This is a genomic window from Dactylosporangium sp. NPDC005555 (assembly GCF_040605635.1).
In the GTDB taxonomy this organism is placed as follows: Bacteria; Actinomycetota; Actinomycetes; order Mycobacteriales; family Micromonosporaceae; genus Dactylosporangium.
This window is the reverse complement of record NZ_JBEXDG010000009.1, coordinates 24,063-50,092: the sequence shown is the minus strand read 5'-3', so window position 1 is coordinate 50,092 and position 26,030 is coordinate 24,063. Positions and strand designations below refer to the sequence as shown.

The window sequence follows — 26,030 nt, the reverse complement described above, 5'->3', positions numbered from 1 at the left end:
GGGGCGGCGGCCTTAGCGTGCTCGCCAGCGCACTGCGAGCGGAGGAGTGTTGCGTTGACGAGCATCGCACAGGCCCGCACCGGTCTCGGCACGGCGATCGGGCTGGACGTGGGCTCCGCGGGGGACGCGGATCTCGCCGCTCTGAAGCGGCTGGTGTACACCGAGGGCATCGTGGTGCTGAAGGACCAGCACCTGTCGCCGGACGAGTTCGTGGAGCTGGGCCGACGCCTCGGGCGCGTCGAGGTGTACTACGAGCCGATGTACCACCACCCCGAGCGCCGGGAGATCTTCGTCTCCTCGAACATCCCTGCGGACGGTTCGCCGGTCGGGGTGCCGCAGACGGGGAAGTTCTGGCATGCCGACTACCAGTTCATGGCGCGGCCGTTCGGGCTGACGCTGATCTATCCGCAGGTGGTGCCGCGGCACAACCGGGGCACCTACTTCATCGACATGGCCGACGTGCACGACCGGCTGCCCGCGGACCTGAAGGCGGCGATCGCCGGCACGGTCACCGTCCACAGCCCGCGGCGCTACTTCAAGATCCGGCCGTCGGACGTGTACCGGCCGGTGAAGGACCTCCTCGAGGAGATCGAGCGCACCACGCCGGCGGTCACGCACCCGACGGTGTTCAAGCACCCGGCGAACGGCCGGGACGTGCTGTACATCAGCGAGGCCAGCGCCTGCGAGATCCGCGGCGCGGACGGCCGGGCGCTCGACGGTGACGTCCTGCGCCGGCTGCTGGAGTTCAGCGGGCAGCTCGACCCCACGTTCACCCACGAGCACATCCACCTGCAGACGTTCGAGCAGGGCGACCTGCTGGTCTGGGACAACCGGCAGCTGGTGCACTGCGCCCGGCACACCACCACGCCCGAGCCGACGATGTCCTACCGCGTGACCGTCCACGACGAGCTGCCGTTCTATCCCGGCATCGAGGAGTCGTGACCGCCGCCGTCACGGCGGAAACCGCGGCGCAGACCCCGGTCCTGCAGCGCGTGCTGCGCCCCTACCTGCCACACTGCCGCTACCTGCGCTCCGCCACGGTCGACACCGGCGCGGCGGCGCTGCGGGTCGTCGGCGAGCTGGCGATCCCGGCCTCGTGCTACATCGAGGACACCGGGCACTTCAACTCCGTCGAATTCAACATCTGCTTCAACCAGCTCGGCTACTACGCGATGGCGAAGGCGGTCGACGAGGGCCTCGTCGACCCGTACGCGCGCTGGAGCCTGGACGGGTACTTCGACCGGCAGCTCGGCAACATCCTCATCGCCGACCTGCGCAGCTCGTTCCGCCGGCCGATGAACGCCCGCGCGTTCCACGGCGAGGTCGTCTTCGAGCGGATCATCGACCGGCGCTCCATCGTGGTGAACAAGACGCGGTGCCGGTTCTGGGACGACGGCACAGGCGAGAGCGAAGGCGAGGTCACCGTGGTCATCACCGACCCGCCGGCCGGGGAAGCCCAGCGGTGACCGGCCGGGCCGAGCTGATCGACCTGATCACCGACCGCCTCCGGACGGTGCTGCTGATGACCCCGGACGAGGACCTACCGCCGGACCGCAACTACTTCGAGCTCGGCCTCACCTCCCTGCAGGTCATCGAGGTCAAAGAGGACCTGGAGGCATCGCTGGGCCGCCGGATCGACGCCGCCGCGCTGTACGGCCGGCTCACGGTCGCCGACCTCGCCGACCACCTCTGCGAACAGCCCACCGCGACGGCCCCGGCAGTCGATCCCCGCAAGGACCTCGCCGCCCAACTGGTCCGACGACTGCACAGCCGATAGGGGAGCCGATGACCGACTACCGGCAGCTCGCCGAGGAGCTCCTGCTGGAGCGGTACGAACCCGTCGCCGTCGTCGGTGCCGGGCTTCGCTTCCCCGGCGGCAACGACACCCTGGAAGGCTTCGCCGAGTTCCTGCGCGAGGGCCGGTCCGGGATCACGCCGATCCCCGCCGGCCGGTGGGACGTCGCGGGCCTCGCCGCCACCGGCCCGGGCCAGCCGGGACGGGTCAACACCGCGGGCGGCGGCTTCGTCGAGGACTTCGACCACTTCGACGCCCAGTTGTTCACCATGTCGCCGAAGGAGGCGCAGTACGTCGACCCGCAGCACCGCCTCGCCCTCGAGGTCAGCTGGGCGGCGCTGGAGCACGCGAACCTCGACACGGCGAAGCTGCGCGGCGCGGCCGGCGGCGTGTACATCGGGGTCAGCTGCTTCGACTACAGCCTCGACCTCGAGGTCCTCGGCCCGGAGCAGCTGGAGGCGCACATCGGCACCGGCACGGCGCACAGCGCGGTGCCCGGCCGGGTGTCGCACGTGCTCGGCTGGCGGGGGCCGAGCATCGCCGTCGACACCGCGTGCTCGTCGTCGCTGGTCGCGCTGCACCTGGCGGTGGAGGGGCTGCGGCGGCGGGAGTGCGACGTCGCCCTCGCCGGCGGGGTGAGCTTGGTGCACCACCCGCGCAGCCACATCGCGTTCTCCCACGCGGTGGGCATGCTCGCCCCGGACGGGCAGTGCAAGACGTTCGACGACAGCGCCGACGGGTACGCCCGCAGCGAGGGCTGCGGCATGGTGGTGCTCAAACGCATGTCCGACGCGCAGCGCGACGGCAACCGGATCCTGGCGCTGGTGCGGGGCACCGCGGTGCGCCACGACGGCGACAGCGGCGGCCTGACCGTCCCCAACGGCACCGCGCAGGAGCTGGTGATGCGGGCGGCGTTCGCAGCCGCCGCGCTCGACCCGCACGACGTGCAGGCCGTCGAGGCGCACGGCACCGGCACCGCGCTCGGCGACCCGATCGAGATGGGCGCCATCGCGGCGGTGTTCGCCGGCGCGCCGGAGCCGGTCGCGGTCAGCTCGCTGAAGACGAACGTCGGGCACATGGAGCCGGCCGCGGGGATCGGCGGTCTGGTGAAGGCGGTGCTGCAGGTCCGCGACGGTGAGCTGTACCCGCACCTGAACCTGCGCAACCCGTCGCGGCACATCCCGTGGGACGACATCCCGGTCACGGTGCCGACGGCCCGGCGCGACTGGGCGGCGCCGACCCGCCGTGCCCTGGTCAACTCGTTCGGCTTCGCCGGCTCGATCGCCGCGGCGATCGTCGAGCAGCCGCCCGCGGCGGCGCCGATCCCCGCAAGCCCAGCGGAACTGGGCGTCTTCACCCTGTCCGCCCGGACGCCGGCCGCGTTGCGCCGGCAGGTCGAGCAGTACCGGCGGTTCGTCGACGCGCACCCCGACCTGCCGGTCGACCGGGTGTGCGCCACCGCGAACCTCGGCCGCACGCATCTCGGCGCCCGGCTCGCCGGGCCGGTCCGCGACCGCGAAGACCTGGTGGCGCTGCTGAGCACCGGACAGCCGGAGCCGGACGGCCCGCGCAGGGTCGCGTTCCTGTTCTCCGGGCAGGGCACCCAGCGGGCCGGGATGGGCGCCGCGCTGTACCGCCGCTTCCCGGTCTTCCGCCACCGGGTGGACGACCTCGACGCCCGGTTCGCGGCGCACCTCGGCTGTTCCGTGCGGGCGGCCTCGGACGTCGAGCGCACGCGGCACGCCCAGCCCGCGCTGTTCACCGTGGAGTTCGCGCTCGCCGAGCTGTGGCGCGACTGGGGCGTGCGGCCCGACGTCGTCGCCGGGCACAGCATCGGTGAGATCGTCGCGGCGACCGTCGCCGGGGTGTTCACCCTCGACGACGCCGTCACGCTCGTCGCCGCCCGCGCCCGGCTCATGGACGCCGTCGCCGAGCCCGGCGCGATGGCCGCCGTCGAGGCGCCCGCCGCCGACGTCGCCGACGTGCTCGACGGCCGTCCGGGGCTCGCGTTCGCCGCGCTGAACGCGCCCGGCCGGTGCGTGCTGTCCGGCGCCGAGGCACAGCTGGCGGACGCCGTCGCGGAACTGGCGGCCCGCGGGGTGCGGACCCGGCGGCTGCACGTGTCGCACGCGTTCCACTCGCCGCTGATGGCGCCGGTCCTGCCCGAGTTCCGCAAGGTCGTCGCCGAGCTGACGTTCCACGAGCCGCGGATCCCCCTCGCCTCGAACGTGACCGGCCGGATCGCCGACCCCGACGAGCTGTGCACGCCGGAGTACTGGGTGCGGCACGTCGCCGAGCCGGTCCGCTTCGCCGACGGCATGGCCGCGATCGGCGAGCGCGGACCGCACACGTTCGTCGAGCTCGGCCCCGGCGGGACGCTCGTCGCCCTGGGCCGCCGGTGCCTGCCGGGCAGCGCCCACCGGTGGCTGCTGAGTCTGGACCCCACGCGGAGCCCGGCCGAGCAGGATGAGGGCACCACGCTGCGTTCGCTCTCCGCGCTGTACCGGGGCGGCGCCGCCATCCGCTGGGACGCCTTCCACGCCGGGCAACGGCCGGCGCTGCTCGACCTGCCGGCCTACGCCTTCGACCGGCGCCGGTACTGGATGCCGGAGCCGACCGGTCAGGGCCGCGGCGGCCCGCTCACCCACCCGCTGCTGGGCATCGAGGACCGCACAACGGACGGGTTCCGCGAGTTCGCCGCCACCGTCAGCGCCGACGAGCCCGGATACCTGCGCGACCACGAGGTCGGCGGGCAGCCCGTCCTCCCCGGCGCCGCCTACCTGGAGCTGCTGCTCGCCCTGCAGGACACGGTCTTCGGCGAGACCGGCCGGCCGCTGACCGGCGTGCGCTTCCACGAGCCGCTGCTGCTCCCCGACGGCGGCCGCGCCCGGCTGCGCACCCGCGTGCAGGTGCGGGCCGGCGGCGACGCGGGTGTCGAGATCGTCAGCGTTGACGCCGCGACCGGCATCGAACACCGCCACGCCACGGCGGTCATCGGCGCACCCGGGCGGTCCACAGTGGACTGTCTGCCGCTCCCGGCGCCGGGAGAGCTGTCCGAGGCCGCCGCCGAGGACCTGTACGCGGACTTCGCCGAGCACGGCCTGCGCTACGGCCCGGCGTTCCGGCGCGTCGAGCGGCTCGCCAGGGACGGTGACGTCGCCGTCGCCGAGCTCCGCGGGCACGACACCGGCGGCCTGGAGGTGCTCCCGCCGTTCCTGCTCGACGCCGCCATGCAGACCCTCGGCGCCGTCGCCGGGGTGCGGCAGACCGCGCTGCCGGTCCGGGTCCGCACGGTCCGGTTCTTCCGCAAACCCAAAGGCCCGTCGCTGCGCAGCGTGGCGCGGCACACCGGCCCGGCCGGCGACGCCGACGTCACCGGCGACGTCACGCTCTTCGACGGCGACCGGCCCGTCTGCCACCTCGAAGGGCTCGGCATCCGGCTCGTCGCCGGGGCGCAGCACACCGGGCGGCGGCTGCTGCACACGCCGGTGTGGACCAAACGCGCCCACGTCCGCCGGGACAGCCGTGCGGTGCCCGTACACCTGGCGAATCAAGGACCGGACGGCCTCCACGACTCCGGTCCGGGCGGCGACGTGTGCTGGTTCTGGCAGCCTCACGACGGGCTGTCGCTGCGGGAGCAGTGCGAGCGCAACTACCGGTCGCTGCTCGGGCTGCTCGCCGAGCTCGGCGGCGGCCTGCCCGGCGAGCACCGGCTGTGGCTGGTCACGACCGGTGCCCAGCGGCTGCCCGGCGACCCGGCCGCCCCCGGGCAGGACCCTGGGCACCCTGAGCCGCCGGCCGCGGCGACCCTGTGGGGCTTCGGGACGGCGCTGTGGCGTGAGCATCCGAACCTGCGGGTGACGCTGGTCGACCTCGAGGACGGCTCCGCCTCCTCGGCGCGGGCGCTCGCCGAGGAGTGGCGGGCCGCCGAGCCGGGCGAGTTCCAGATCGCCTACCGGGGCGGCGCCCGGCACGTGCGTCGGCTGCGGGTCGGCGAACCCGACGCCGGTCCCGCCGGCGACGTCGAGCTGGTCCTGCAGCGGGCCGGTTCGTTCGACGCGCTCCGGCCGGTCCCGATGGCCGGTGTACCGCCGCGCGCCGACGAGATCCAGGTGCGGCTGCACGCCGCCGGGCTGAACTTCAAGGACGTCATCAACGCCCTCGGGCTGCTCGGCGACGACCCGCTGCCGCTGGGCTTCGAGGGCGCCGGGGTCGTCGTCGAGTCCGGGCCGGACGCCGGGTTCAGGCCCGGCGATGAGGTCATCGTGAGCCACCTCGGCTGCCTGCGCGGGCTCGTCACCGTCCCGTCCCTGGCCGCCGTGGCCAAGCCGGCCGGCCTCGGGTGGGCGGAGGCGGCGACGCTGCCGGTCGCGTTCGTCACCGCGTGGCACGCGCTGCACGACCTCGGCGGGCTGGGCCCCGGCGACCGGGTGCTCGTGCACGCCGCCGCCGGCGGGGTCGGCCAGGCCGCGGTGCAGCTCGCCACCGCCGCGGGCGCCGAGGTCTTCGCCACCGCCGGCCGGCACAAGCACGACCTCCTGCGCCGGCAGGGCGTCGCGCACGTCTTCGACTCCCGCTCCCCCGGCTTCGCCGACGGGATCCTGGAGCGCACCGGCGGCGCGGGCGTCGACCTGGTCCTCAACAGCCTCAACGGCGAGTTCATCCCGGCCGGCCTTCGCGCGCTCGCGCCCGGCGGACGGTTCGTCGAGCTCGGCAAGCTCGACGTGTGGACGCCCGAGCAGATGCGTGCCGCGCGACCCGACGTGACGTACGCGTGCTTCGACCTGAGCGAGACCGACCCCGGCGCCACCCGCGCCCTGCACCGGCGCATCCTCACCGCCGTCCTCGACGGGATCGCGGCCGGGACGCTGCGGCCGCTGCCGACGACGCTGTACACGATCGACGAGGCCGCCGAGGCGTTCGGGGTGCTCAACCGCGGCGCCAACGTCGGCAAGCTCGCCATCGGCTTCCCGCCGCCCGCACCGCCGGCCCGCCCGGTCACCGTCCGGCCCGACCGCGCCTACGTCATCACCGGTGGCCTCGGCGCCCTCGGGGTGCGGACCGCGCGCCGGCTCGCCGCCGCCGGCGCCCGGCACCTCACGCTGCTCGGCCGGCGCCCCGACCCGGACGCGGTCGCGGCGCTGCGGGAGCGGCTCGGGCCGGCCGTCGAGCTCACCGTGGAGACCGGCGACGTCGCCCGCGCCGAGGACGTGACCCGCCTCTTCGCGCGGCTCGCCGAGGGGCCGCACCCGGTCGGCGGCATCGTGCACGCCGCGGGCCTCCTCGCCGACGCGCCCGCCGCGGCACTCACCTGGGAGGCCATCGACGCGGTGCTCGGTCCCAAGGTGTACGGCGGAAGCCACCTGCACCGGGCCACGGCCGGCCTGCCCTCGTTGGACTTCTTCGTCGCGTACTCGTCGGCGTCGGCGATCCTCGGCGCGGCCGGGCAGAGCAACTACGCCGCCGCCAACGCCTACCTCGACGCGCTCATGGACGTCCGGGCCGGTAGCGGGCTGCCGGGCGTCAGCCTCGGCTGGGGGCCGTGGGACTCGGCCGGCATGGCGGCGGGGCTCGACCCGCGGATGCGGCGGCGGATCGAGGCGCAGGGGGTGCGGTTCCTCGACCCGGCGACCGCGACCCGGGCGATGACCCGGCTGCTCGGCGCCGCCGGCGGCCCGATCCTCGTCGGCGAGGTCGACTGGGACGCGTTCGCCGCCGCCCTGCCCGCCGCCAACGCGCTCTACCGCGACCTCGCCCGCGACCGCGGCTGGGCCGCGCTGGAGGCCGACGTCGACGCGCTGCGCGCCTTGCCGACCGCCGAGCGGCACACCGCCGTGGCGACGCTCATCCGGGCCAAGGTCGCCGAGGTGCTGCACTTCGAGTCGCCCGACGACGTCGGACCGGCCGCCGCCTTCGCGGAGCTCGGCCTCGACTCGCTCATGGCGGTCGAGCTCAAGAACGCCCTCGAGCGCCTCTTCGGCCTGCCGTTGCCGGCCGACGCGCTGCTGGAGCACCCGACGATCGATCGGGCCGCTTCCCTGGTCGCCCGCCGACTCCTGGAGAAGACCGCATGATCCGCACGCTCGCCGATGTCGTCACGGTCCACGCCGCGCGGCGCCCTGACGCACTCGCGATCGCCTGCGCCGGCCGGGAGACGGCCTTCGGCGCGCTGCACCGCGACACCAACCGGGCCGCGCACGCCCTGCTGGCCGCCGGGGTCAAGGCCGGCGACCGGGTCGCGTACGTCGGCCGGGACAGCGAGCAGGGGTACGCGCTCGTGTTCGCCTGCGCGAAGGTCGGCGCCGTCGCCGTGCCCGTCAACTGGCGCCTCACCGCCCGCGAGATCACCCACATCCTCGCCGACTCCGGCGCGGTCGTGCTGCTCGTCGAGGACGAGTTCCTGATCGACGCGCCCGGACCGCGGCACGTGGTCACCACCTCCCGGTTCGGCACGTGGATCGCCGGGCACCCCGACGGCGACGTCGGGCACGCCGCGCAGCCGGACGATCCGGTGCTGCAGCTGTACACCAGCGGCACCACCGGACTGCCCAAGGGTGTGGTCCTCGCGCACCGCAGCTTCTTCGCCATCCGCGACCGGCTCGCCGAGGCCGGGCTCGACTGGGTCGACTGGCACGCCGACGACGTCAATCTCGTCGCCCTGCCGGTGTTCCACGTCGGCGGCATCTGGCTCGCCGTCGCCGCGTGGACCGCCGGCGTCCCGAACGTGCTGCTGCCCGCGTTCGACGCCGCCCTCGCGGTGGAGCTCATCGGCAGGTACGGCGTGACCACGACCGGCATGGTCCCGGCGATGCTGCGCACGGTCCTGGCCGACCCGTCGGCACAACCGGACACGTTTCGCGGCCTGCGGAAGGTCGTCTACGGCGGGTCGCCGATCTCCGCCGAGCTGCTGGAGCGGTGCATGCTGGCCATGGACTGCGACTTCGTGCAGTTCTACGGGCTGACCGAGACCGGCAACACCGCGGTGTGCCTGCCACCCGCCGACCACGTCCCGGGCAGCGGGCGGCTGCGGGCGGCCGGTCGGCCGTATCCGGGCATCGAGCTGAAGATCGCCGGCGACGACGGCGTGCCGCGGCCCGCCGGGACGGTCGGCGAGGTCTGGATCCGCACGCCGGCGCGGATGCTGGAGTACTGGCGCGACCCGGCGGCGACCGGTCGCACGCTCGTCGGCGACTGGGTCCGGTCCGGCGACGCGGGCAGGCTGGACGGGGACGGCTACCTGTACCTCGTCGACCGCATCAAGGACGTCGTCATCGTCGCCGGGGAGAACGTGTTCCCGGCCGAGATCGAGCAGGCCCTCGCCGAGCACCCGGGCGTGGTCGAGGCCGCCGTCGTCGGCCGCCCCGACGACCGCTGGGGCGAGGCGGTGCACGCGTTCGTCGTGGCGGCGCCGGACACGCGGCTGACCCCACGACAGCTGAACCTGTTCCTGCGGGGCCGGATCGCGGGCTTCAAGATGCCCACCGGGTACGACTTCGTCGACCGGCTGCCGCGCAACCCCAGCGGCAAGGTCCTGCGCCGCGTCCTGCGCGACCCGCTCTGGGCCGGCCGCGACCGCCAGGTCAACTGAGGCGCTACCAGGCCTCCAGCGCGCGGGCCTTGAACAGCCGCCGGGTCTCCCGGCGGCGCACCTTGCCGCTCGACGTGCGGGGCAGGCCGCCGGGGCGCAGCAGCACCACGTCGGTGACGCTGAGCTGATGTTCGGTGGCGACCGCACGGCGGACCGCGGCGACCACCGCGGCGGCGAGCGCGGCCCGGTCCGCGGCCGGCGCGGTGGTCGTGAAGACCTCATGGGCCCGCGCCGTCTCGACCGCGACGGCGAGGCAGGTCCGGCCGCCGTCGTCGTAGCCGAACGCCGCGGCCGTGGTGCCGGCCAGCGCCGGGTGGGCGGTCCCGGCGGTCGCCTCGACGTCCTGCGGGTGGACGTTGCGCCCGTCGATGACGACGACGTCGTCCGCGCGGCCGGCGATGACGACGAGGCCGCCGTGGAGCACGCCGAGGTCGCCGGTGCGCAGGAACGGCCCCCGGCCGTCGGCGAGGCGGGCCCCGAACCGTTCGTCCTCGCGCTGCCAGTACCCGCGGGCGACGCTGGCACCCGCCACCCACAGCTCACCGACCCGGCCGGGCGGGCAGTCCCGCCGGGTGTGCGGGTCGACGACGCGCACCTCGATGTTGCCCGGCACCCGCCCGCACGTCACCAGTTCGCGCCGGTCACCGCCGATGCCGCCGGGCCGCACGACGCCGTCGCGTTCGAGCGCCTCGACGTCGGCCTCGACGGTCAGGGGGTCGCCGGGTTCGCGGGCGCCGCTGACGTACACGGTCGCCTCGGCCAGCCCGTAACACGGCCGCAGCGCCCCGGGACGCAGCCCGGATCCGGCGAACGCGGCGGCGAAGCGGCGCTGGGTGTTGGCGCGCACCGGTTCCGCGCCGTTGAAGAGGTACCGCACGGCGCTCAGGTCGAACGTGTCGCCGCCGGCGCGGTCCAGGCACAGCTCGTAGGCGAAGTTCGGCGCCGCGCTGGCCACCGCCGCGTGGTCCGACATCGCCCGCAGCCAGAGTGCCGGGCGCAGCAGGAACGCGGCCGGCGGCAGCACGACGGCGCGGCCGCCGCGGTACAGCGCCCACAGCGGGGTCAGCAGCCCCAGGTCGTGAAACAGCGGCAGCCACGTCACCGTGGTCAGGCCGGGTCCGGCGCGGCCGTCGAGGTCGGGGGTCGCGCCGTCCATCGCCGCGAAGTTGGCCAGGACGTTGGCGTGGCTGACCATCACGCCCTTCGGTTCGCCGGTGGAGCCCGACGTGTACTGCAGGAACGCCAGCCGCCGCGGGTCGTCGCCGGCGGGCGCCCGCCAGACGTCGGCGAGCAGGGGGTCGACGCCGGCCACCGCGATCCACCGGCCGGGCCCGAGGTCCTGCGCCTCCCCGAGGTCGGCCAGCTCCGCCGTCGTGAGCACCCAGCCCGGTTTCGCGTCCCCCGCGATGGACCGCAGCCGCGTCCACAACGCGCCCCCGCCGAGGGTCTCGGGGCTGGGCGCCGGCACCGCGACCATCCCCGCGTACGCGCAGGCGAAGAACGCCACGAAGAAGTCGACACCGCTCGGCAGCACGATCAGCACCCGATCGCCGTGTCCGGTGCCGTCCTGCAGCACGGCGGCGACCGCCCGCGCCCGCCGGTCCAGCTCGGCGTAGGTGAGCCGGGCCTCTTCGTCCCCGGCCATCCCGAGCGCCACGCACGCGACCTGCTCCCCGCGCTGCGCGGCGTGCCGACCCAGTACCGCGGCCAGATCACCACCCGGCGGACCCGTCCCGACCGGATGCGTGGCGGCGATGCTCTCCTGCACGGACCGCAGCCTAACCAGCCACGACTGGCGCGACGCCAGCGTCACACCGGACTCCGGTCAGGCGAGCCGGGCGAGGACCGCGGTCGCCATGGCCTGTTCCCCCGCGGCGTTCGGGTGGAAGGGCGCGGCGGCGTTCTCCGGCACGACCCCCTCGACCCAGCGCACGCTCTTGCCGCGGCACACGTCGCGCCCGATCGACGGCGTGTACGCGTCGGCGTAGTCGGCGCCGTTCGCCGCCGCGGTCCGCGCCAGCATCGCGTTCAGCGACTTCGCCACGGTGCGCAGGTAGGGCACGTCACCGAAGGCGAACGGCACGGTGGGCCAGCAGCCGTAGCCGCTGTCGGGCACGATCACCGGGTAGCCGACGACGACGATGCGGGCGGTCGGCGCCGCGGTGCGCACGGCCTGCACGACGGCGGCGACCTTCGGCGCGGTCGCGGCGATGCGGGCCTGCAACTGGTCGGTACCGCCGCTGGTGTACCGGTCCCGGCACGGCGTGCCGAAGGGGTTGCCGATCCCGTCCTGGGCGCAGGCGGACACGATGCCGGAGAAGCCGATGTCGTTGCCGCCGATCCCGATGCTGACCAGCGCCGTCGCGGCGGTGACCGCGCTGATCTGCGCCGGGACGGGCAGCCCGAGGGTGCCCTTGCCGGCGTTGAGGATGTCGCCGGTCGTCGCGCCGCCGCAGCTCACGTCGCTGAACGAGGTCGAGCCGGCGGTGCGGGCGACGAGCGACGGATAGTTGCGGTTCGACCGGACGCAGTTGAGGTCGACCTGGTCGGGGATGAGCGGCCCGGAGGTGAACGAGTCGCCGAGCGCCACGTACCGGCCGGTGGGCGCGGCGGCATGGGCGGGGCTGCTCAGCAGCGTCCCGGCGGTCACGGCAACGACGGTGAGGGCGAGCGCGCGCAGGCGCGGCAGAGCGTTGTGCATGGCGGTCCCTCTGGCGGAAGGGATGAAGCGGGGATCGAATTCTGCCAGCACCAACGACGCTGGTCAATGTCCCACCGCCCTGCCGCTTCCCCGCAAGCCACGCCGTCGCCGTCGCCGTCGCCGTGGAGACTCAGCCGTGCAGGGCCGGGCGGTAGACGATCTCCTGGGTGCGGCCGTCGAGGGTCAGGCTGGAGACCAGGTCGAGGTCGAAGTCCGCCGCCCCGGCGAAGACCGGCCCCGTCCCCGTCTTCCCGGTGATCACCGGGAACACCGTCACCTGGACGAAGTCGACGAGGCCGGCGGCCATCAGCGCCCGGTTCAGCGACAGGCTGCCGTGCGACCGCAGCGGCACGTCGGACTCCTTCTTGAGCGCGGCGACGATGTCGACGGCGTCGCCGCTCACGACCGTCGCGTCCGGCCAGTCGAGCGGCGGCGACAGGGTGCTGGACACGACCGTGGCCGGGAGGTGGCGCATCCTGGTGACCCAGGCGTCGTGGACGGACTCCTCGGCGTTCTCGGCCAGCAGCTGGGCGAAGGCCCGGTAGGTGTCGGCGCCCAGGACCATGCGCTGCGGCTCGGCGTACAGGGCGAGCCGGCGTTCCAGCAGCTCTGGTCCCTGCTTGCCCCAGTAACCGCCCCAGTTCCCGGTCGCGGTGCCGAAGCCGTCGAGGCTGGAGAAGATGTCGAAGGTGTAGGTCGCGCTCATGATGCTCCTCGTGTACGTGTGAGCTCGGTCCGACGGTCCCGCAGGTAGGCCCGTTCGGTCTCGTTGGTGGCCAGCGTCATCGCCTGCTCGTAGGCGGCCGCAGCCTCCGTGTCGCGGCCGAGGCGGGCCAGCAGCTCGGCGCGGGTGGCGGGCAGCCGGTGGTAGCCGGGCAGGTCGACGTCGTCGAGGGCGGCAAGGGCGACCGCCGGCCCGTGCACCTCGGCGACCGCGACGGCCCGGTTCAGCGCGACGATCGGGGTCGGTGCGATGGTGAGCAGCTGGTCGTACAGCGCCAGGACCTGGGTCCAGTCGGTGGCGGCGCCGTCGGTGTGGACCGCGTTGATCGCGGCCTGGATCTGAAACGGGCCGGGCCGGTTGCGGCGCAGGCAGCGGCGGACGAGGCCGTGGCCTTCGGCGATGAGCGTCCGGTCCCACAACGCCCGGTCCTGCCCGGTGAGCGGCACCAACTCGCCCGCCGGGCCGACGCGGGCAGGGCGCCGCGCCTCGGTCAGCAGCAGCAGGGCGAGCAGGCCGAGAACCTCGGGCTCGTCGGGCATGAGCGCGGCCAGTTCGCGGGCGAGCCGGATCGCCTCGGCGCAGAGGTCGGTGCGGATCAGCGGCCCGGCGGTGGCGGCGTAGCCCTCGTTGAACATCAGGTACAGCACGGTGAGCACGGGTGGGAGCCGGTCCGGCAGCTCGTGTCCGGCGGGCACCCGGTACGGGATGCCGGCGTCGCGGATCTTCTTCTTCGCCCGCACGATCCGCTGGGCGACGGTCGCCTCCGGCACCAGATAGGCCCGCGCGATCTCGGGCACCTCGAGGCCGCCGAGCAGCCGGAGGGTGAGGGCGGTGCGCGCGTCCGGCGCGAGCGCCGGGTGGCAGCACGTGAAGATGAGCCGCAACTGGTCGTCCTTCACCGGTCCCACCTCCTGGGGCTCGTCCTGTTGGTGCAGCAGCAGGGCCTGGGCGTGCCTGGCCTCGCGGGTCGACTCGCGGCGGAGCCGGTCGACGGCCCGGTTGCGTGCGGTGGTCACGATCCAGGCGCCCGGGTTCGGCGGCGCCGTCTCCCACTTCTGCAGCGCGGTCGTGAACGCGTCCTGGACGGCCTCCTCGGCGAGGTTGATGTCGCCGAGGAGGCGCGCCAGGGTGGCGACGCAGCGGCCGTACTCCACGCGGTAGATGTCCGCCAGGTCCATGACTCAGGCTTCGGACATTTCGTCGAAGGGACGGACCTCGACCGGCCCCTGGCACGCCACCGCGCACTTCTCGGCCCACGCCAGGGCCTGGTCCAGGTCGTCGCACTTGATGACCCAGAAGCCGGCGATGTGCTCCTTCGTCTCGGCGAACGGCCCGTCGCTCATCGTGGTCGTGCCGCGCTCGACCCGCACGACGGTCGCGCTGTCCACCGGCAGCAGCCCGCCGCCGAAGACCCAGACGTTCGCGGCCAGCATCTCGTCGTTGACCCGGCCGGTGTCGCGGTACACCGCCTGCATGTCCTCATCGGACAGCGGCTCCTCACCGTCGACGGTGTGCACGGAGAGCAGGTACTGCTTCATGGTGATCCTCCAGGGTTCCGATGCGATTGCGGGGGTTCGGCGGGACGTCAGGCGGCGAGACGGCGGGCGACGGCGGGGATGACGATCGCGGCGGCGACCAGGTGGGTGAGCATCAGCAGTGCCTTGGTGCCCGGCGCGGCGGCGGCGATCACGTCCGGCACCAGCGACAGCACCGTCAGCACCACGGTCGTGCGGACGAACGTGCGCCGCGGGCTCCTGGCGAACCGGGCCATCAGCGCCGCCATACCGACGCCGACCAGCGAGAAGACCGCCGTCAGCACGGCGAACCCGGTGACCGGGATAGGCCCGCCGCTCACGTCGAGGCTGACCCCCGCCGCGCTGCCGGCGGCCGCGACGGCCACGGTGGCGGCGCACGCGGCGGCGGTGGCGGCGACACCGGCGCCGACCAGCGCGGCGATGCTCGACGAGGCGGTGCGGGTGGTGGTGACGGTGGTGGTCATCGTGCCCTCCAGCGGTGTCCGGACCCGGCTTTCCGTGCCGGGCTCTCACCAGGGCTACGAAAAGCGGCGGCCCCGATCGACACCATCGCCGAAGTCATCGCAGAAAACTTGTCCTCCCGGGGACATAACGGGCAACCGATACGATACCGCCGGGCGCATCGGCCCGCCGGGCGCATCCGCCCCGGCCGCCGGGGAGCCGCTGCTCGTCCTGGCGGGTCGTCGCCGGCCCGGCGTGGCGTGGCGACGCACCCGCCGACGGCCGTCAGATCGTGTAGATGGCGATGGCGGTGCGCAGGTCCGTGGACATGGTGGCCAGCTCGGTCGCGGTGCGCTGGGTCTCCGCGGCCCCGGAGGTCACCGCCTCGGCGGTGTCGGCGACGCCTGCGATGCTGACGGCGATGCTGGTGGCGCTGGCGGCGGTCTCGGCGACGCTGCGGGAGATCTCGGCGGTGACCGCGGTCTGCTGCTCCACGGCGGAGGCGATGGTGGCGGTGTAGTCGTTGACCCGGCCGATGACCTCGGCGATCTGACCGATCGCGGCGATGGTGCCGTCCGTCTCGTGCTGGATGGCGGTGACCTGGACGGTGATCTGTTCGGTGGCTCGGGCGGTCTCCTGGGCCAGGTCCTTCACCTCGCCGGCGACGACGGCGAAGCCCTTGCCCGCGTCACCGGCGCGGGCCGCCTCGATGGTCGCGTTGAGCGCGAGCAGGTTGGTCTGCTCGGCGATCGAGGTGATGAGCTTGACCACGGAGCCGATCTGCGCCGAGGAGGCGCCGAGATTCTGCACGGACTGCTGCGCCCGGCCGGTGATGTCGGCGGCGTCCGCCGCGACCCGGGACGCCTCCGTGGCGTTCGAGGTGATCTCGCGGATGGCGGCGCCCATCTGCTCCGCGCCGGTGGCGACGGTGGCGACGTTGCCAGAGACGTGCTGCGCCTCGCCCGAGACGGCGACGGCCTGCCGGGACGACGTCTGCGCCGACCCGGACAGGTCGGCGGCGACGGTGGACATCTGCGTGGAGGTGTCGGCGAGCAGATGGGCGCTGTCACTGACCCTGCGGACCGTCTCGCCGACGGCGGCCGCGGTGGCGTTGAGGGTGTCGGCGAGCTCGCCGAGGTCGTCGCGGGTGTCGACGTCGGCGCGGGCGGTCAGGTCGCCGGCGCCGATGCGGCGCAACGCGGCCATGCACCGGTTCAACGCCGTGGAGATCAGCCGTGCCAGACCGACCGCGAGGAGCACGCCGAACAGCAGCGTGGCGACCAGCACCGCGACGACGACCCACAGGGTCGCGCGGTAGGCGGCGTCCGCCCGGTCCTGCTGCGCCTGCGCGCCGGTCACCGCCTCGGCGGTCAGGGTGTCCAGCGCGGCGGAGAACTCCTTCGTCAGCGGGGCGATCTTCGACGTACGGACGGTCTCTATTCCTGCCAGGTCCCCGCGGACGGCGAGGGGCACCAGCTCGTCGCGGAGGATCGTCAGGTAGCTCGCCCAGGCGGTGCCGAACGCGGCCAGGGCCTGCTGCGCCTGCGTGGTCAGCGCATGGCCGCGCAGCGCGGTCCCGGCATCGGTGACGGCCTGCGCGGTGGTGGTGATCGCCTGGGTCTTCGCGGCGATCGTCGTCTGGTTCTGCGACAGGAACAGGTCCAGCGAGTTGATCCGGGCCCGGTACACCGCGTCCCGGAGCTCGCTCGCGGCCTCCACCTGGCGGGTGTGCCCGGCGACGACCCCGACCCGGTCGTTCGTGGCCGCCAGCTCGGCCATGGCGAACATGCCGTCGACCGCGCTCAGCCCGGCGACGATCGCCACCGCGGCGAGAATCTTGGTCCGGATCCGCCGGTCGGCGATCCAACGCCACCAGCCCCGCCGACGTCCCGCTGCCCTCTGCACCGTCACCGCGCCCGACCTCCGTACCCGCACCCCGGCAATGCACCTCAACCGCACCTATCGGTACGCCGACCGGCACCTTGAGCCTGGATGGCCATCGGCGGTCCGATCGGGTGTTGACGGGCAGTGGCAGATCTGCAACCTTGAACGTCGCGATTGCAAGAAGTCGGCAAAGTCGTGCGCCGATTGCGCTCATACTTTTGCAAGTTCATGGCAGGCCGGTCCGGAGGTTGTACACATGGAGGCACTGGCCGAGCGGGTCGTGGTGCGGTTCGAGGGCGACGGCGCCGGCGAGGGCCCCCTCTCCTGGGGGCAGGCGGAGAACTGGGCCGCCATCCTGCGGCAGAAGACCTGGCTGCCGCTCGGCGGTGTCCAGCCTCTCGCCGCCGGCACCACCGTCGACCGTGTCGCGGGTGAGCTGCGGTACCTGCTGAGCCGGTTCCCGTCGCTGCGCACCCGGCTGCGGCTGCCCGACGGCGACGCGCCGGTCCAGGTGGTGGCCGGCTCCGGCGAGATCACCCTCGAGGTGTTCGACGCCGGCGACGAGGACGGCGACGCGCTCGCCCAGCGGGTGCACGAGCGGTACCGCGACACCGACCTCGACTTCACCGCGGAGTGGCCGATCCGGATGGCCGCCGTCCGCAGCCGAGGCGAGCTCACCCACCTGGTCGCGCTGCTGAGCCACTTCGCCCTCGACGCCACCGGCGCCGCGGTCATGCTCGCCGACGTCGCGGTCCTCAACCCCGCGCCGGTCACCGGGCAGCAGCCCCTCGACCAGGCGGCCTGGCAGCGCTCCGCCGCCGGCCTGCGGCACAACGCCGCGGCCATGCGGCACTGGGAGCGCGCGCTGCGCACGGTGGGACCCCGCCGGTTCGGCGACCCGGTCGAGCGCACCGGGCCGCGGTACTGGCAGGGCGAGTTCACCTCACCGGACCTGCGCCGCGCCCTGCACGCGATCGTGCGACGCACCGGCGTCGACTCCTCCACCGTCATGATCGCCCTGTACGCCGCGTCGCTCGCCGCGGTCAGCGGCAACGACCCGGTCGCGATCCGGCTGACGGTGAGCAACCGCTTCCGCGCCGGCCTGTCCGATGTGGTCTGCACCCTCGTACAGGCCGGGCTGCTGATGCTGGAGATCGGCGGCACACCGTTCGACGAGCTGCTGGAACGCACCAAGCGCCAGGCACTGTCGGCGTTCAAGTACGCCTACTTCGACCCCGACGAGGCGGCCGCGCTGCTGCGCCGGGTGGCCCACGAACGCGGCGCCGACATCGAGCTCGGCTGCTTCTACAACGACCGCCGCGGCACCGACCGGGAGCAGGAGCTCGCTGCGGCCGCTGACCGATCGGTCCCGGCCGGGCTGCGGTGGGTCCTCCGGCAGGACGCGCCGGCGACCGAGCCGCTGTTCGTCCACGTCGACGACGCGCCCGGCACGATGCGCCTCACCGTCCAGGTCGACACCGACTACGTCTCCCCGGCCGACGCCGAGGCCCTGCTGCGCCGCATGGAGTCGCTGGCCCTCGCTGCGGCGACAGCCTGACCGGTCCGCGGTGCTCGCTGATCGCCGGCAGCCCTCAGCCGACCTGGTAGGTCAACGTCAGGCGGTTGTTGTTCTCGTCGTACTCCGTCCACCGGTAGCTGTCGGCGTAGATCGAGAACGTGTACGTGCCCGGCACGGTGGGGGCGCGGTAGACGATGGTGAACTGGCCGGTCTCGCCCGACGGGATGGTGTCGGTGCCGCAGTACAGGCCGTTGCCGGAGGCGGCCTGGCACGGGAAGGCGGGGCCGCCGTCGTGGTAGTCGGCGAGCGGGCGTTCGTCCACGGAGCTCGGCCGGACGGTGACCCACACCGGGCCCGAGGCGGGACCGATGCCGGGCATGGGCGGGGTGGTGGGGCTGCCAGTGCGCCAGCCCGTGTTGGTCACCCGCAGCGTGATGGTGTGCGTGCCGCCGGGGATGACCGTGATCGGCGCGGTCCATCCCGCGATGGTGATGTCCGCCTGGTACCGGACACAGTTCGAGCCGCAGGGGGCGGCCGACGCGGGACCGGCGGGCAGGACCGCCGCGGTCAGCGCCAGGCCGGCGGGGGCGAAGAGCCGGAGCCATCGGGACACGGTCCGACGATAGGGCCCACGAGCGGCCGCAGGCTGTCGGGTTTCGGCGACGGGACTACAGCAGCCAGACCGACACCCGCTCGCGGTGGCAGGCCACCAGTCTCGTGGTGGCGAGGCACTTCGGCGGCGCCGGCCAGTGCTCCGCGCGGCCCAGCACCGTCACCGCGCCGGTGCCGAGGTCCATGCGGCCGACCAGCGAGCCGCCGGGGTTGCGGTCGGTGACCAGGGCGGCATGGCCCGGCAGGGCCGCGACGACATCCCACGCGCCGAACCGGCGCACGACCCGGCCCGTCGCCGCGTCCAGGACCACGGGGCCGAGCGCCGGGTCGGCGGCGTTGGGGGTCGGCTCGGTCGCCCACATGTGTCCGGCGTCGAACGGGCCGAGGTCCGTCCAGCCCGAGACGCTCCACCGCGCGTCGCCGGTGTCGGGGTCCACGACCGTGGTCCTGCCGACGCTGCCGGTGCACAGCAAGGTCCCGCACCACCACAGCCCGCCGGATGCCGCCATGTCGGTGTGCTGCCACAGCCGGCGGCCGGTCGTCAGGTCGAACACGGCGGTGTCCAGCAGCGTGCTGCGCTCGAAGCGGTAGACGAGCAGCCGGTCGCCGGAGATGTCGAAGCCGTCGACCGCGCCGAGGGCGGGCAGCTCGACCGTGCGCACGACCACGGCCGAGGCGGCGTCGCGGATGCGCAGCGGGCCGCCGGGGTCGAGGTCGGCGATCGCGGGCCGGCCGTCGGCCGCCGGCAGTACGCGGCGGACCGAGGGCGTGGCGAGCTCCCATCGCACCGCGCCCGTGCCGATGTCGAGGCCCAGCAGGCGCCCGTCGATCGCCCGTTCCGTGCGGGCGATCAGCACCCCCGGCGGGCCCTCGCCGGACGGGAGGGACGGCGCGTACCCGTCGAGCCGCCAGACCTCGGCGCCGGTGGCGGCGTCCAGGCCGACGAGGCCGATCGCGCCGGTGGCCGGTGACTTCGCGGACACCACCACCCGGCCCCGCGACGCGGCGAGAAGCCGCGCGCCGGGCTCGACCGGGACGCTCCACCGGCGGGCGCCGCCCGGCATCCGGTACGCCGCCACGGCGGTGCGCATGAGCAGGACCAACGAGTCGCCGTCGGCCCGCATGTCGCCGATCCCGTCGCCGGCCAGCACGACCGACGGCGACGGCGGCAAGGCCGGGCCACCGACGGGCAGCACGAGCATGACCAGCAGTCCCAGCAGCCACCAGCGACGACGCGCCCGCCGCACCGGTGCCGGCGCCGCCCTGCCCGGGCCGCCGATGTCGAGGTCGATCACCTCATCAGTGTCACGCAATACCCAGTGGCGCGGTGAACGGGAACGCGGTGCCGACGGTGGCGGTGAAGGCCGGGCCGTCGCCGGTGTGCCCGGCGGCCCAGGCGGCGAGCGTGGTGGTGAACGCGGTCAGGTCGCGGTGGACGCCCCTGCTGACCTCGTCCGCTTACGGCCGTGGGGCCGGGCCGGTGGAGCCGCGGACGATCAGGCGGGTCGGCAGACAGACGCGGGTGCCGCCCGGGCGGTCGCGGTCGTTGAGGAGATCGGCGAGCAGGTCGATGCCCGCCCGGCCGCACTGGTCCTTCGGCTGGCTGACGGTGGTCAGGGCGGGGCTGACGAGGGCCGAGGCGGGGATGTCGTCGAAGCCGACGATGCTGACGTCGCCGGGGACGGTGACGCCGCGGGCGTTGAAGCGGCTGAGCAGGCCCAGCCCGATCATGTCGTTGTACGCGACGACCGCGGTGACGGATGCGGCCAGGACCAGGTCGGCGACGGCGACGCCGCCCTCGAGGTCGGGTGACACGTTGCCCGGCTCGAACAGGTCGAGGCCCAGGCCGGCGGCGCCGGTGCGGACGGCGCGGAGCCGCTCCCGGTTGACCCAGGAGGTGCGGGGGCCGGCGACGTAGGCGACCCGGCGGTGGCCGAGGGCGGCGAGGTGGGCGAGCGCCTGGCGGATGCCGTCGGCGTTGTCGAAGATGATCGACGGCAGCTGGCCGACGCGGCGATTGAGCAGGACCACCGGCACGTCGCCGCAGACGGAGCGCAGGTCGTCGTCGCCGGCGCGGGGCGCGCACAGCACGAAGCCGTCGACCTGCTTCGTCAGCGTCCGGATGAGGTCCGTCTCGGTGGCGGGGTCCTCGTCGGAGTCGGCCAGCAGGACGGCGAGCCCGAACTCCCGGGATCGGCGCTGGGCGGCCTTGACGATGCCGGGGAAGAACGGATTGGCGATGTCCGGCACCAGGAATCCGATGGTGCCGGTGCGTCCGGTGCTGAGGCCCCGGGCGATCCGGTTCGGCTCGTACCCGAGCTGCGCGACGGCCCGCTCGACCCGCGCGCGGGTGTCGGCCCGCACCTGGTCCGGCGCGGCGAGCGTGCGGGACACCGATGACTGGGAGACCCCGGCCAGCCGGGCGACGTCCTTGATCGTCGCCGCCATGCACGACTCCTCACGATTGCTGGAAGCGGTTCCAGATCTTGTCAGTCGCCAGACCTTAGCACGATGCTCGTCGATGCGATATCGGTCTATTGCAAGGTATTGACAAAACTGATTGGAGCGGACCACTGTGGGAACCGTTTCCAGGCGCTCCAACCGCCAACCCGCCAGGAGACCCAAGTCGCCCGCGCACTGTTGCGCGCCCTCCGACGCCGGCAGCCGAGCCGGCGCACCGCGGCACGCCGCGCAACGGATTCGCCCGCACCTGTCGAGGAGAGTCGACGCGATGAAGAGAAGAAACGTGCTCGGTATCGCCGCCGGGCTGACGGCCGGGGCCGTCGCCGGGGCGCCGACCCGGGCCGACGCCGCCGTCGGGGAACAGCTGGGCAACTACGCCGGCCACGTGACCGATGCCCGCAGCGTCACCGTCACCAGCAGCACCGGCCAGCGGTTGAGGATCACCGCCTACGGCAACCAGATCGTGCGGGTCCGCGCGATCCGTAGCGGCGAGACGTTCTTCGCCGACACGCGGTACGAGATGGTCGTCCCCGCCAACCACGCGGGCATGGGCGGCAGCCTCACCGTCACCGACGCCGGCACGAGCCTGACGATCGTCACCGGCGCCGCCGACGGCATCCGGATCGTGCTGCAGAAGGACCCGCTGCGGCTGGAGTTCTACCACCGCGGCACCGGCACCCTCCTGGCGAAGGAGGACGCGACCCGCAGCATCACCTGGGGCGGCACCAACAACAGCGTCGTCACCGAGGCCTTCGTCCCGCCGCCCGCCGACGAGCACTTCATCAAGGCGGGGCACGGGCTGTACGGGCGCTCGCCCCGGCTCGACCGCACCGGTGACGTCGTGGCGCACAACTACGGCATCGTCCGCTCCGACCAGGCGCCCGCGATCGTGCCGTTGTACCTGTCCACCAAGGGGTACGGCGTCTTCTTCAACACGACGTTCGACGCCACCTTCTCCTTCGCCAGCGGCGCCGGCCGGGACTACGCGTTCGCCGCCGACGACCACGCCACCGCCGGCGCCCGGCCCCAGATGGACTACTTCCTCATCAACGGCCCGGAGTTCGCGAAGCTGCTCGACCGGTACACCCAGCTGACCGGCCGCCCGCGCCTGCCCCAGCTGGCCATCTTCGGCCTGCACATGTCCGACAAGAACTTCCCCGACGTCAGCGACCAGAACTGGTGGCGCACGAAGATCACTGCTCACCGCAACGCCGGCTTCGCCTTCGACCATCACGTCAACGACAACCGCTGGCGGTCCGGGACCGGCGCGTGGGGCGGCTCGTGGTTCGAGTTCAGCCCGGTGCGCTGGCCCGACCCGGCAGGCTACCAGGCGTGGGCCGCCGACAACGGCGTGACGATGACGCTGGACTACAACCGCAACAACTCCAACCTCATGGCCGGCTGGGTCGGCGGGCCGCCGCCCGGGTACAGCTTCAAGGCGGCCGACCTCACCGGGGTCGCCGACAGCGGCTCGGTGCCCGACTGGAGCAACCCCGCCACCCGGACCTGGGTGTGGAACGTCTTCTGGTCCAAGGCCCTGAACCCGACGCTGCGGTATCCGGGCGCCGGCCTCTGGCTCGACGAGACCGACGAACTCGGCCCCATCCCCTACAACGCCGACTCCGCCGGCGGCAAGAAGTGGTCGGAGCTGCGCAACGCGTACTTCTTCTACCTGCACAAGGGCGTCGGCGAGGAGGGCTGGGACCCGCAGACGGCCGGGCACATCGGCACCGCCAGACGCCCGTGGACCTGGAGCCGCGGCGCGTCGGCCGGGCAGCAGCGCTACGGCCACTACTGGACCGGCGACATCGCGTCCACGTATGACGAGATGCAGCAGCAGATCCGGGGCATGCAGGTGGGCGGTCTGGGCGGCTTCCCCTTCTCCAACATCGACGGCGGCGGCTTTCACGGCGCGCCCGGGACCGGCCTGATCTCCGAGGCGTTCTACCGCAACTGGCCGGCCGCGTGGTCGAGCCTGTCACCGATCTGGCGGCCGCACAGCGGGGCCAGCACGTCCTCCCAGGGCGCCGTCGCGTCCCGCTGGCCGCTCGACCAGAACGCGGCCAGTCAGGCGGACTTCCGCAAGTACAGCGAGCTGCGGTACACGCTGCTGCCGTACATCTACAGTCTCGCCCACGAGGCCGCCGCCACCGGGATGCCGATGGCCCGCGCCATGGTCGTCGACTACCAGAACCGGCCGAACGCGTACTCGCACGACCTGCAGTACATGTGGGGGCCGTCGCTGCTCGTCGCGCCGGTGATCTCCGACGGCGGGGCCACCCAGAACGTGTGGCTGCCCGCCTGGAGCACCTGGTACAACTTCTGGGCCGACGTCAAGCACGCCGGGACGGACGCCGCCGACCTGCCGTACGTCACGCACACCGGCGAGATCATCCTGTTCGTCAAGGCCGGCGCGATCCTGCCGAAGTATCCGTACGCGCAGAGCACCGCGTTCGTGAACAAGCGGCAGCTCGAGCTGGAGGTCTGGGCCGGCGCCGACGGCACCTTCAACCTCATCGAGGACGACGGCGTCAGCGAGTCGTACCGCACCGCCGGCGCCACCAGCGTCACCGCCCTGACCTGGACCGACGGCGCGACCAGAGCCACGATCCGCCACCCGCAGGGCACCTACACCGGCGCCCCCGCCACCCGCCGGTACGTCGTGCGCGTCCACGGGCTGACGGCGCCCGTCGGCATGCGGGTCAACGGCGGCGCGACGCTTCCGGCGTACACCAGCGAAGCCACCGCCATCACCAGCGGCGGCGGCACCGTGTGGGACACCGGCCGGAAGATCCTGTCCGTCGTCACCGCGTCCATCCCCGTCGTCACCGGCGGCGGCGTGGCGGCCACGGTCGAGCCGAGCGGCGCCGCCTTCCCCGCCGTCACCGGCGGCACCGTCTACCAGGCGGAGCGGGCCACGCTCAGCGGCGCCGTCATCGACACCCGCCACCCGGACTACACCGGCACGGGCTTCGTCGACTTCGCCGACACCTCGGGCAGCGGCGGCTACGTCCAGTGGACCGTCAACGTGCCCACCGCCGGCACCCGGACGCTGACCTTCCGCTACGCCAACGCCGGCACCGCCAACCGCCCGCTGTCGATCTCGGTCAATGGCGCCACCGTGAACAGCGCGCTGGCGTTCAACCCCACCGGCGGCTGGGCCACGTGGGCCACCACCTCGTTCACCGCCAACCTGCCCGCCGGCAGCCAGATCGCCGTCCGGGCGACTACCACCGGCGCCAACGGGGCGAACATCGACAGCCTGACCATCAGCTGAGCCCATGACGGACCGGCCGGCCGGTGTCACCACCGGCCGGCCATCCGTACGCCGTGACCCAGGTCACTCCTGAGGAGCCAACCTTCGGTGGCGCCGTGCGTCTATCGCTACGGAAGCCCGTACCTCATCCTCTGGAGTACCGTGATGCGCCTGAAGATTCGTTCCGTCGCGTACGTCGCGTGCGCGGCCGCCGTAGCCGCGATCGGCGCGGTGTCCGCCGTCGCGTTCGCCGACGACGCTGCGCCACCGCCGGCGGTGCCGTCGCCGGTGTCCTCGTCGGTCCTGCCGTCACCGGAATCGTCGCCGGTCCTGCCGTCGCCGGTGCCGCGGACCCCGTCGGCAACGCCGTCGCCGGGGATGTCGTCCGTCCGGCCGTCACCGGTGCCGAACTCCTCGACGGCGCTGCCGTTGCCGTCGCCGTCGCCGCGACAGTGACGCCGGTCCGGAACCACGGTATCGTCGCGTGCCCGTCCCCTGACCTGCGAGCACCATGACGCTCACGCTCCGCCTGCCCTTGCCCCTGCTGCGCGTGCTGCGCCAGGTGCTGTCCGGCACGTCCGCGTCCCGGCGCACCCCGCGCCGGGACGGCCCGCCGGCGATCAACGAGCTGTATCACGCGCGGCGCCTCAGCCTGGTGCGGCTGGCCGTCCTCATGGTCGACGACCTGCCCACCGCCGAGGACGTCGTGCAGGACGTGTTCGCCGCGTTGTACCAGCGGCACGGTGCGGACCTGCACACGATCACCGACCCGCACGCCTACCTGACGGCGGGCGTGATGAACGCGGCGCGGTCGGTGCTGCGCCGGCGCCGCAGTGCCCGCGCCTACGTGCCGCCACCACCGGCATCCGTGCCGGCCGCGGAGGACGAGGCCCTGCTCCCGGAGCAGGATCCGGCGGTACTGGCGGCGCTGGCGCGGCTGACCGTCCGCCAGCGCCAGGTGGTGGTGCTGCGGTACTGGTCGGAACTGTCCGAGCGGGAGATCGCCGAGGTGCTGCGGGTGTCCCCCGGCACCGTGAAGTCGACGGCCAGCCGGGCACTGACGATCCTGCGGGACGCACTGTCGGGGCCGCGGCGATGAACGCACCCATCGAGGAGCGCCTGCGCTCGGCGCTCGCCGCCCGGGCGGCCCGGGTCACCCCGGAACACCTGCGCCCGGCACTCCCCCCGACCGCACTGCCGGCCCGCCGCCCGGCGGGCGTGCTCACCTGGCGGGCCGGCTGGGCCGCCGCGCTGCTGCTGCTCGTGGCTGTCACGATCGTCCTGCTGCGCCCGACCGGCTCGCCGCCCCAGCAGCCGCCGACCGTGGTCACACCGTCGCCGTCGGTCTCGTCCGGCACACCGTCATCGGAACCGTCACCGTCACCGTCACCGGCGTCGCCGTCGTCGTCGCCCAGTGCCCGCTGATCAGACGGAAGCCTGGTTCGCGGCGGCCGGCACCTCCGCGCATGACGCGGTGGCCGGCCGCCGCGGTGGTTCGACCGTGGACGTTCG

20 protein-coding genes are annotated in these 26,030 nt (G+C 73.8%); 10 read left to right on the top strand and 10 right to left on the bottom strand.

What is annotated here, in order from left to right; genetic code table 11:
* Positions 1 to 54 precede the first annotated feature (54 nt).
* The 5 genes from ABZS58_RS12590 to ABZS58_RS12570 are packed head-to-tail and all read left to right on the top strand — an operon-like array spanning position 55 to position 9,383.
* Positions 55 to 942, top strand: coding sequence for a TauD/TfdA family dioxygenase (locus tag ABZS58_RS12590; protein WP_354780632.1), 888 nt, complete (start codon positions 55 to 57; stop codon positions 940 to 942).
* The gene (locus ABZS58_RS12585; RefSeq protein ID WP_354780630.1) at positions 939 to 1,466 is read left to right on the top strand and encodes an FcoT family thioesterase; all 528 of its coding nucleotides are present in this window, start codon (positions 939 to 941) and stop codon (positions 1,464 to 1,466) included. The genes ABZS58_RS12590 and ABZS58_RS12585 overlap by 4 nt, the downstream gene beginning before the upstream one ends.
* Positions 1,463 to 1,777 (top strand): acyl carrier protein, encoded by a 315-nt coding sequence (locus ABZS58_RS12580; protein ID WP_354780628.1) that lies wholly within the window; start codon positions 1,463 to 1,465, stop codon positions 1,775 to 1,777. The genes ABZS58_RS12585 and ABZS58_RS12580 overlap by 4 nt, the downstream gene beginning before the upstream one ends.
* Before the next feature lie 8 nt (positions 1,778 to 1,785).
* Entirely contained in the window at positions 1,786 to 7,869 is a 6,084-nt protein-coding gene (locus ABZS58_RS12575) for a type I polyketide synthase (RefSeq protein ID WP_354780626.1), read from the top strand.
* Positions 7,866 to 9,383 carry a long-chain-fatty-acid--CoA ligase gene (locus tag ABZS58_RS12570; RefSeq protein WP_354780624.1) on the top strand — a complete coding sequence of 506 codons (1,518 nt, stop codon included), beginning with the start codon at positions 7,866 to 7,868 and terminating at the stop codon, positions 9,381 to 9,383. The genes ABZS58_RS12575 and ABZS58_RS12570 overlap by 4 nt, the downstream gene beginning before the upstream one ends.
* A gap of 4 nt (positions 9,384 to 9,387) precedes the next feature.
* On the opposite strand, the gene ABZS58_RS12565 is transcribed toward ABZS58_RS12570, so the two are convergent.
* The 7 genes from ABZS58_RS12565 to ABZS58_RS12535 form a co-directional block, all read right to left on the bottom strand.
* A complete protein-coding gene (locus ABZS58_RS12565; RefSeq protein WP_354780622.1) occupies positions 9,388 to 11,151 on the bottom strand; it encodes a fatty acyl-AMP ligase in 1,764 nt (587 codons plus the stop codon).
* Between the two features lie 57 nt (positions 11,152 to 11,208).
* A complete protein-coding gene (locus ABZS58_RS12560; protein WP_354780620.1) occupies positions 11,209 to 12,084 on the bottom strand; it encodes an SGNH/GDSL hydrolase family protein in 876 nt (291 codons plus the stop codon).
* 130 nt (positions 12,085 to 12,214) lie between these two features.
* Positions 12,215 to 12,790: a dihydrofolate reductase family protein gene (locus tag ABZS58_RS12555; RefSeq protein ID WP_354780618.1), complete on the bottom strand. Its 576-nt coding sequence runs from the start codon at positions 12,788 to 12,790 to the stop codon at positions 12,215 to 12,217.
* Entirely contained in the window at positions 12,787 to 13,986 is a 1,200-nt protein-coding gene (locus tag ABZS58_RS12550; protein ID WP_354780616.1) for an RNA polymerase sigma factor, read from the bottom strand. Before ABZS58_RS12550 ends, ABZS58_RS12555 begins: the two co-directional genes overlap by 4 nt.
* 3 nt (positions 13,987 to 13,989) lie before the next feature.
* Positions 13,990 to 14,346 carry a YciI family protein gene (locus tag ABZS58_RS12545; protein ID WP_354780614.1) on the bottom strand — a complete coding sequence of 119 codons (357 nt, stop codon included), beginning with the start codon at positions 14,344 to 14,346 and terminating at the stop codon, positions 13,990 to 13,992.
* Between the two features lie 47 nt (positions 14,347 to 14,393).
* A complete protein-coding gene (locus ABZS58_RS12540) occupies positions 14,394 to 14,807 on the bottom strand; it encodes a DUF6069 family protein (RefSeq protein WP_354780612.1) in 414 nt (137 codons plus the stop codon).
* A 262-nt stretch (positions 14,808 to 15,069) separates the two neighbouring features.
* The gene (locus ABZS58_RS12535; protein WP_354780610.1) at positions 15,070 to 16,695 is read right to left on the bottom strand and encodes a methyl-accepting chemotaxis protein; all 1,626 of its coding nucleotides are present in this window, start codon (positions 16,693 to 16,695) and stop codon (positions 15,070 to 15,072) included.
* A gap of 229 nt (positions 16,696 to 16,924) precedes the next feature.
* Here ABZS58_RS12535 and ABZS58_RS12530 point away from each other — a divergent pair, with 229 nt between their 5' ends.
* On the top strand, positions 16,925 to 18,226 hold the full coding sequence (locus tag ABZS58_RS12530; RefSeq protein ID WP_354780608.1) for a condensation domain-containing protein: 1,302 nt from the start codon (positions 16,925 to 16,927) through the stop codon (positions 18,224 to 18,226).
* A 34-nt stretch (positions 18,227 to 18,260) separates the two neighbouring features.
* On the opposite strand, the gene ABZS58_RS12525 is transcribed toward ABZS58_RS12530, so the two are convergent.
* The 3 genes from ABZS58_RS12525 to ABZS58_RS12515 form a co-directional block, all read right to left on the bottom strand.
* Positions 18,261 to 18,800: a hypothetical protein gene (locus ABZS58_RS12525; RefSeq protein ID WP_354780606.1), complete on the bottom strand. Its 540-nt coding sequence runs from the start codon at positions 18,798 to 18,800 to the stop codon at positions 18,261 to 18,263.
* Positions 18,801 to 18,855: 55 nt separating this feature from the next.
* On the bottom strand, positions 18,856 to 20,094 hold the full coding sequence (locus ABZS58_RS12520) for a PQQ-binding-like beta-propeller repeat protein (RefSeq protein WP_354780604.1): 1,239 nt from the start codon (positions 20,092 to 20,094) through the stop codon (positions 18,856 to 18,858).
* Between the two features lie 163 nt (positions 20,095 to 20,257).
* Positions 20,258 to 21,247: a LacI family DNA-binding transcriptional regulator gene (locus ABZS58_RS12515; RefSeq protein WP_354780602.1), complete on the bottom strand. Its 990-nt coding sequence runs from the start codon at positions 21,245 to 21,247 to the stop codon at positions 20,258 to 20,260.
* 283 nt (positions 21,248 to 21,530) lie between these two features.
* Between ABZS58_RS12515 and ABZS58_RS12510 the strand changes: the two genes are divergently transcribed.
* The 4 genes from ABZS58_RS12510 to ABZS58_RS12495 all read left to right on the top strand — a co-directional run bounded on the left by ABZS58_RS12510 (position 21,531) and on the right by ABZS58_RS12495 (position 25,943).
* Positions 21,531 to 24,539 carry a TIM-barrel domain-containing protein gene (locus ABZS58_RS12510; protein ID WP_354780600.1) on the top strand — a complete coding sequence of 1,003 codons (3,009 nt, stop codon included), beginning with the start codon at positions 21,531 to 21,533 and terminating at the stop codon, positions 24,537 to 24,539.
* 144 nt (positions 24,540 to 24,683) lie between these two features.
* Positions 24,684 to 24,974, top strand: coding sequence for a hypothetical protein (locus tag ABZS58_RS12505; RefSeq protein ID WP_354780598.1), 291 nt, complete (start codon positions 24,684 to 24,686; stop codon positions 24,972 to 24,974).
* Positions 24,975 to 25,029: 55 nt separating this feature from the next.
* Positions 25,030 to 25,617, top strand: a complete 588-nt coding sequence (locus ABZS58_RS12500) for a sigma-70 family RNA polymerase sigma factor (RefSeq protein WP_354780596.1) — start codon at positions 25,030 to 25,032, stop codon at positions 25,615 to 25,617.
* Complete coding sequence (locus ABZS58_RS12495) at positions 25,614 to 25,943, top strand: hypothetical protein (RefSeq protein ID WP_354780594.1); 330 nt, start codon at positions 25,614 to 25,616, stop codon at positions 25,941 to 25,943. The genes ABZS58_RS12500 and ABZS58_RS12495 overlap by 4 nt, the downstream gene beginning before the upstream one ends.
* Positions 25,944 to 26,030: the final 87 nt, after the last annotated feature.

What these genes read in the sequence shown, in the direction of transcription:
- ABZS58_RS12545 (WP_354780614.1), bottom strand. Translation starts at nt 14,346, where the DNA reads ATGAAGCAGTACCTGCTCTCCGTGCACACCGTCGACGGTGAGGAGCCG.
- ABZS58_RS12540 (WP_354780612.1), bottom strand. Translation starts at nt 14,807, where the DNA reads ATGACCACCACCGTCACCACCACCCGCACCGCCTCGTCGAGCATCGCC.
- ABZS58_RS12555 (WP_354780618.1), bottom strand. Translation starts at nt 12,790, where the DNA reads ATGAGCGCGACCTACACCTTCGACATCTTCTCCAGCCTCGACGGCTTC.
- ABZS58_RS12570 (WP_354780624.1), top strand. Translation starts at nt 7,866, where the DNA reads ATGATCCGCACGCTCGCCGATGTCGTCACGGTCCACGCCGCGCGGCGC.
- ABZS58_RS12530 (WP_354780608.1), top strand. Translation starts at nt 16,925, where the DNA reads ATGGAGGCACTGGCCGAGCGGGTCGTGGTGCGGTTCGAGGGCGACGGC.
- ABZS58_RS12515 (WP_354780602.1), bottom strand. Translation starts at nt 21,247, where the DNA reads ATGGCGGCGACGATCAAGGACGTCGCCCGGCTGGCCGGGGTCTCCCAG.
- ABZS58_RS12560 (WP_354780620.1), bottom strand. Translation starts at nt 12,084, where the DNA reads ATGCACAACGCTCTGCCGCGCCTGCGCGCGCTCGCCCTCACCGTCGTT.
- ABZS58_RS12495 (WP_354780594.1), top strand. Translation starts at nt 25,614, where the DNA reads ATGAACGCACCCATCGAGGAGCGCCTGCGCTCGGCGCTCGCCGCCCGG.
- ABZS58_RS12575 (WP_354780626.1), top strand. Translation starts at nt 1,786, where the DNA reads ATGACCGACTACCGGCAGCTCGCCGAGGAGCTCCTGCTGGAGCGGTAC.
- ABZS58_RS12500 (WP_354780596.1), top strand. Translation starts at nt 25,030, where the DNA reads ATGACGCTCACGCTCCGCCTGCCCTTGCCCCTGCTGCGCGTGCTGCGC.
- ABZS58_RS12510 (WP_354780600.1), top strand. Translation starts at nt 21,531, where the DNA reads ATGAAGAGAAGAAACGTGCTCGGTATCGCCGCCGGGCTGACGGCCGGG.
- ABZS58_RS12550 (WP_354780616.1), bottom strand. Translation starts at nt 13,986, where the DNA reads ATGGACCTGGCGGACATCTACCGCGTGGAGTACGGCCGCTGCGTCGCC.
- ABZS58_RS12505 (WP_354780598.1), top strand. Translation starts at nt 24,684, where the DNA reads ATGCGCCTGAAGATTCGTTCCGTCGCGTACGTCGCGTGCGCGGCCGCC.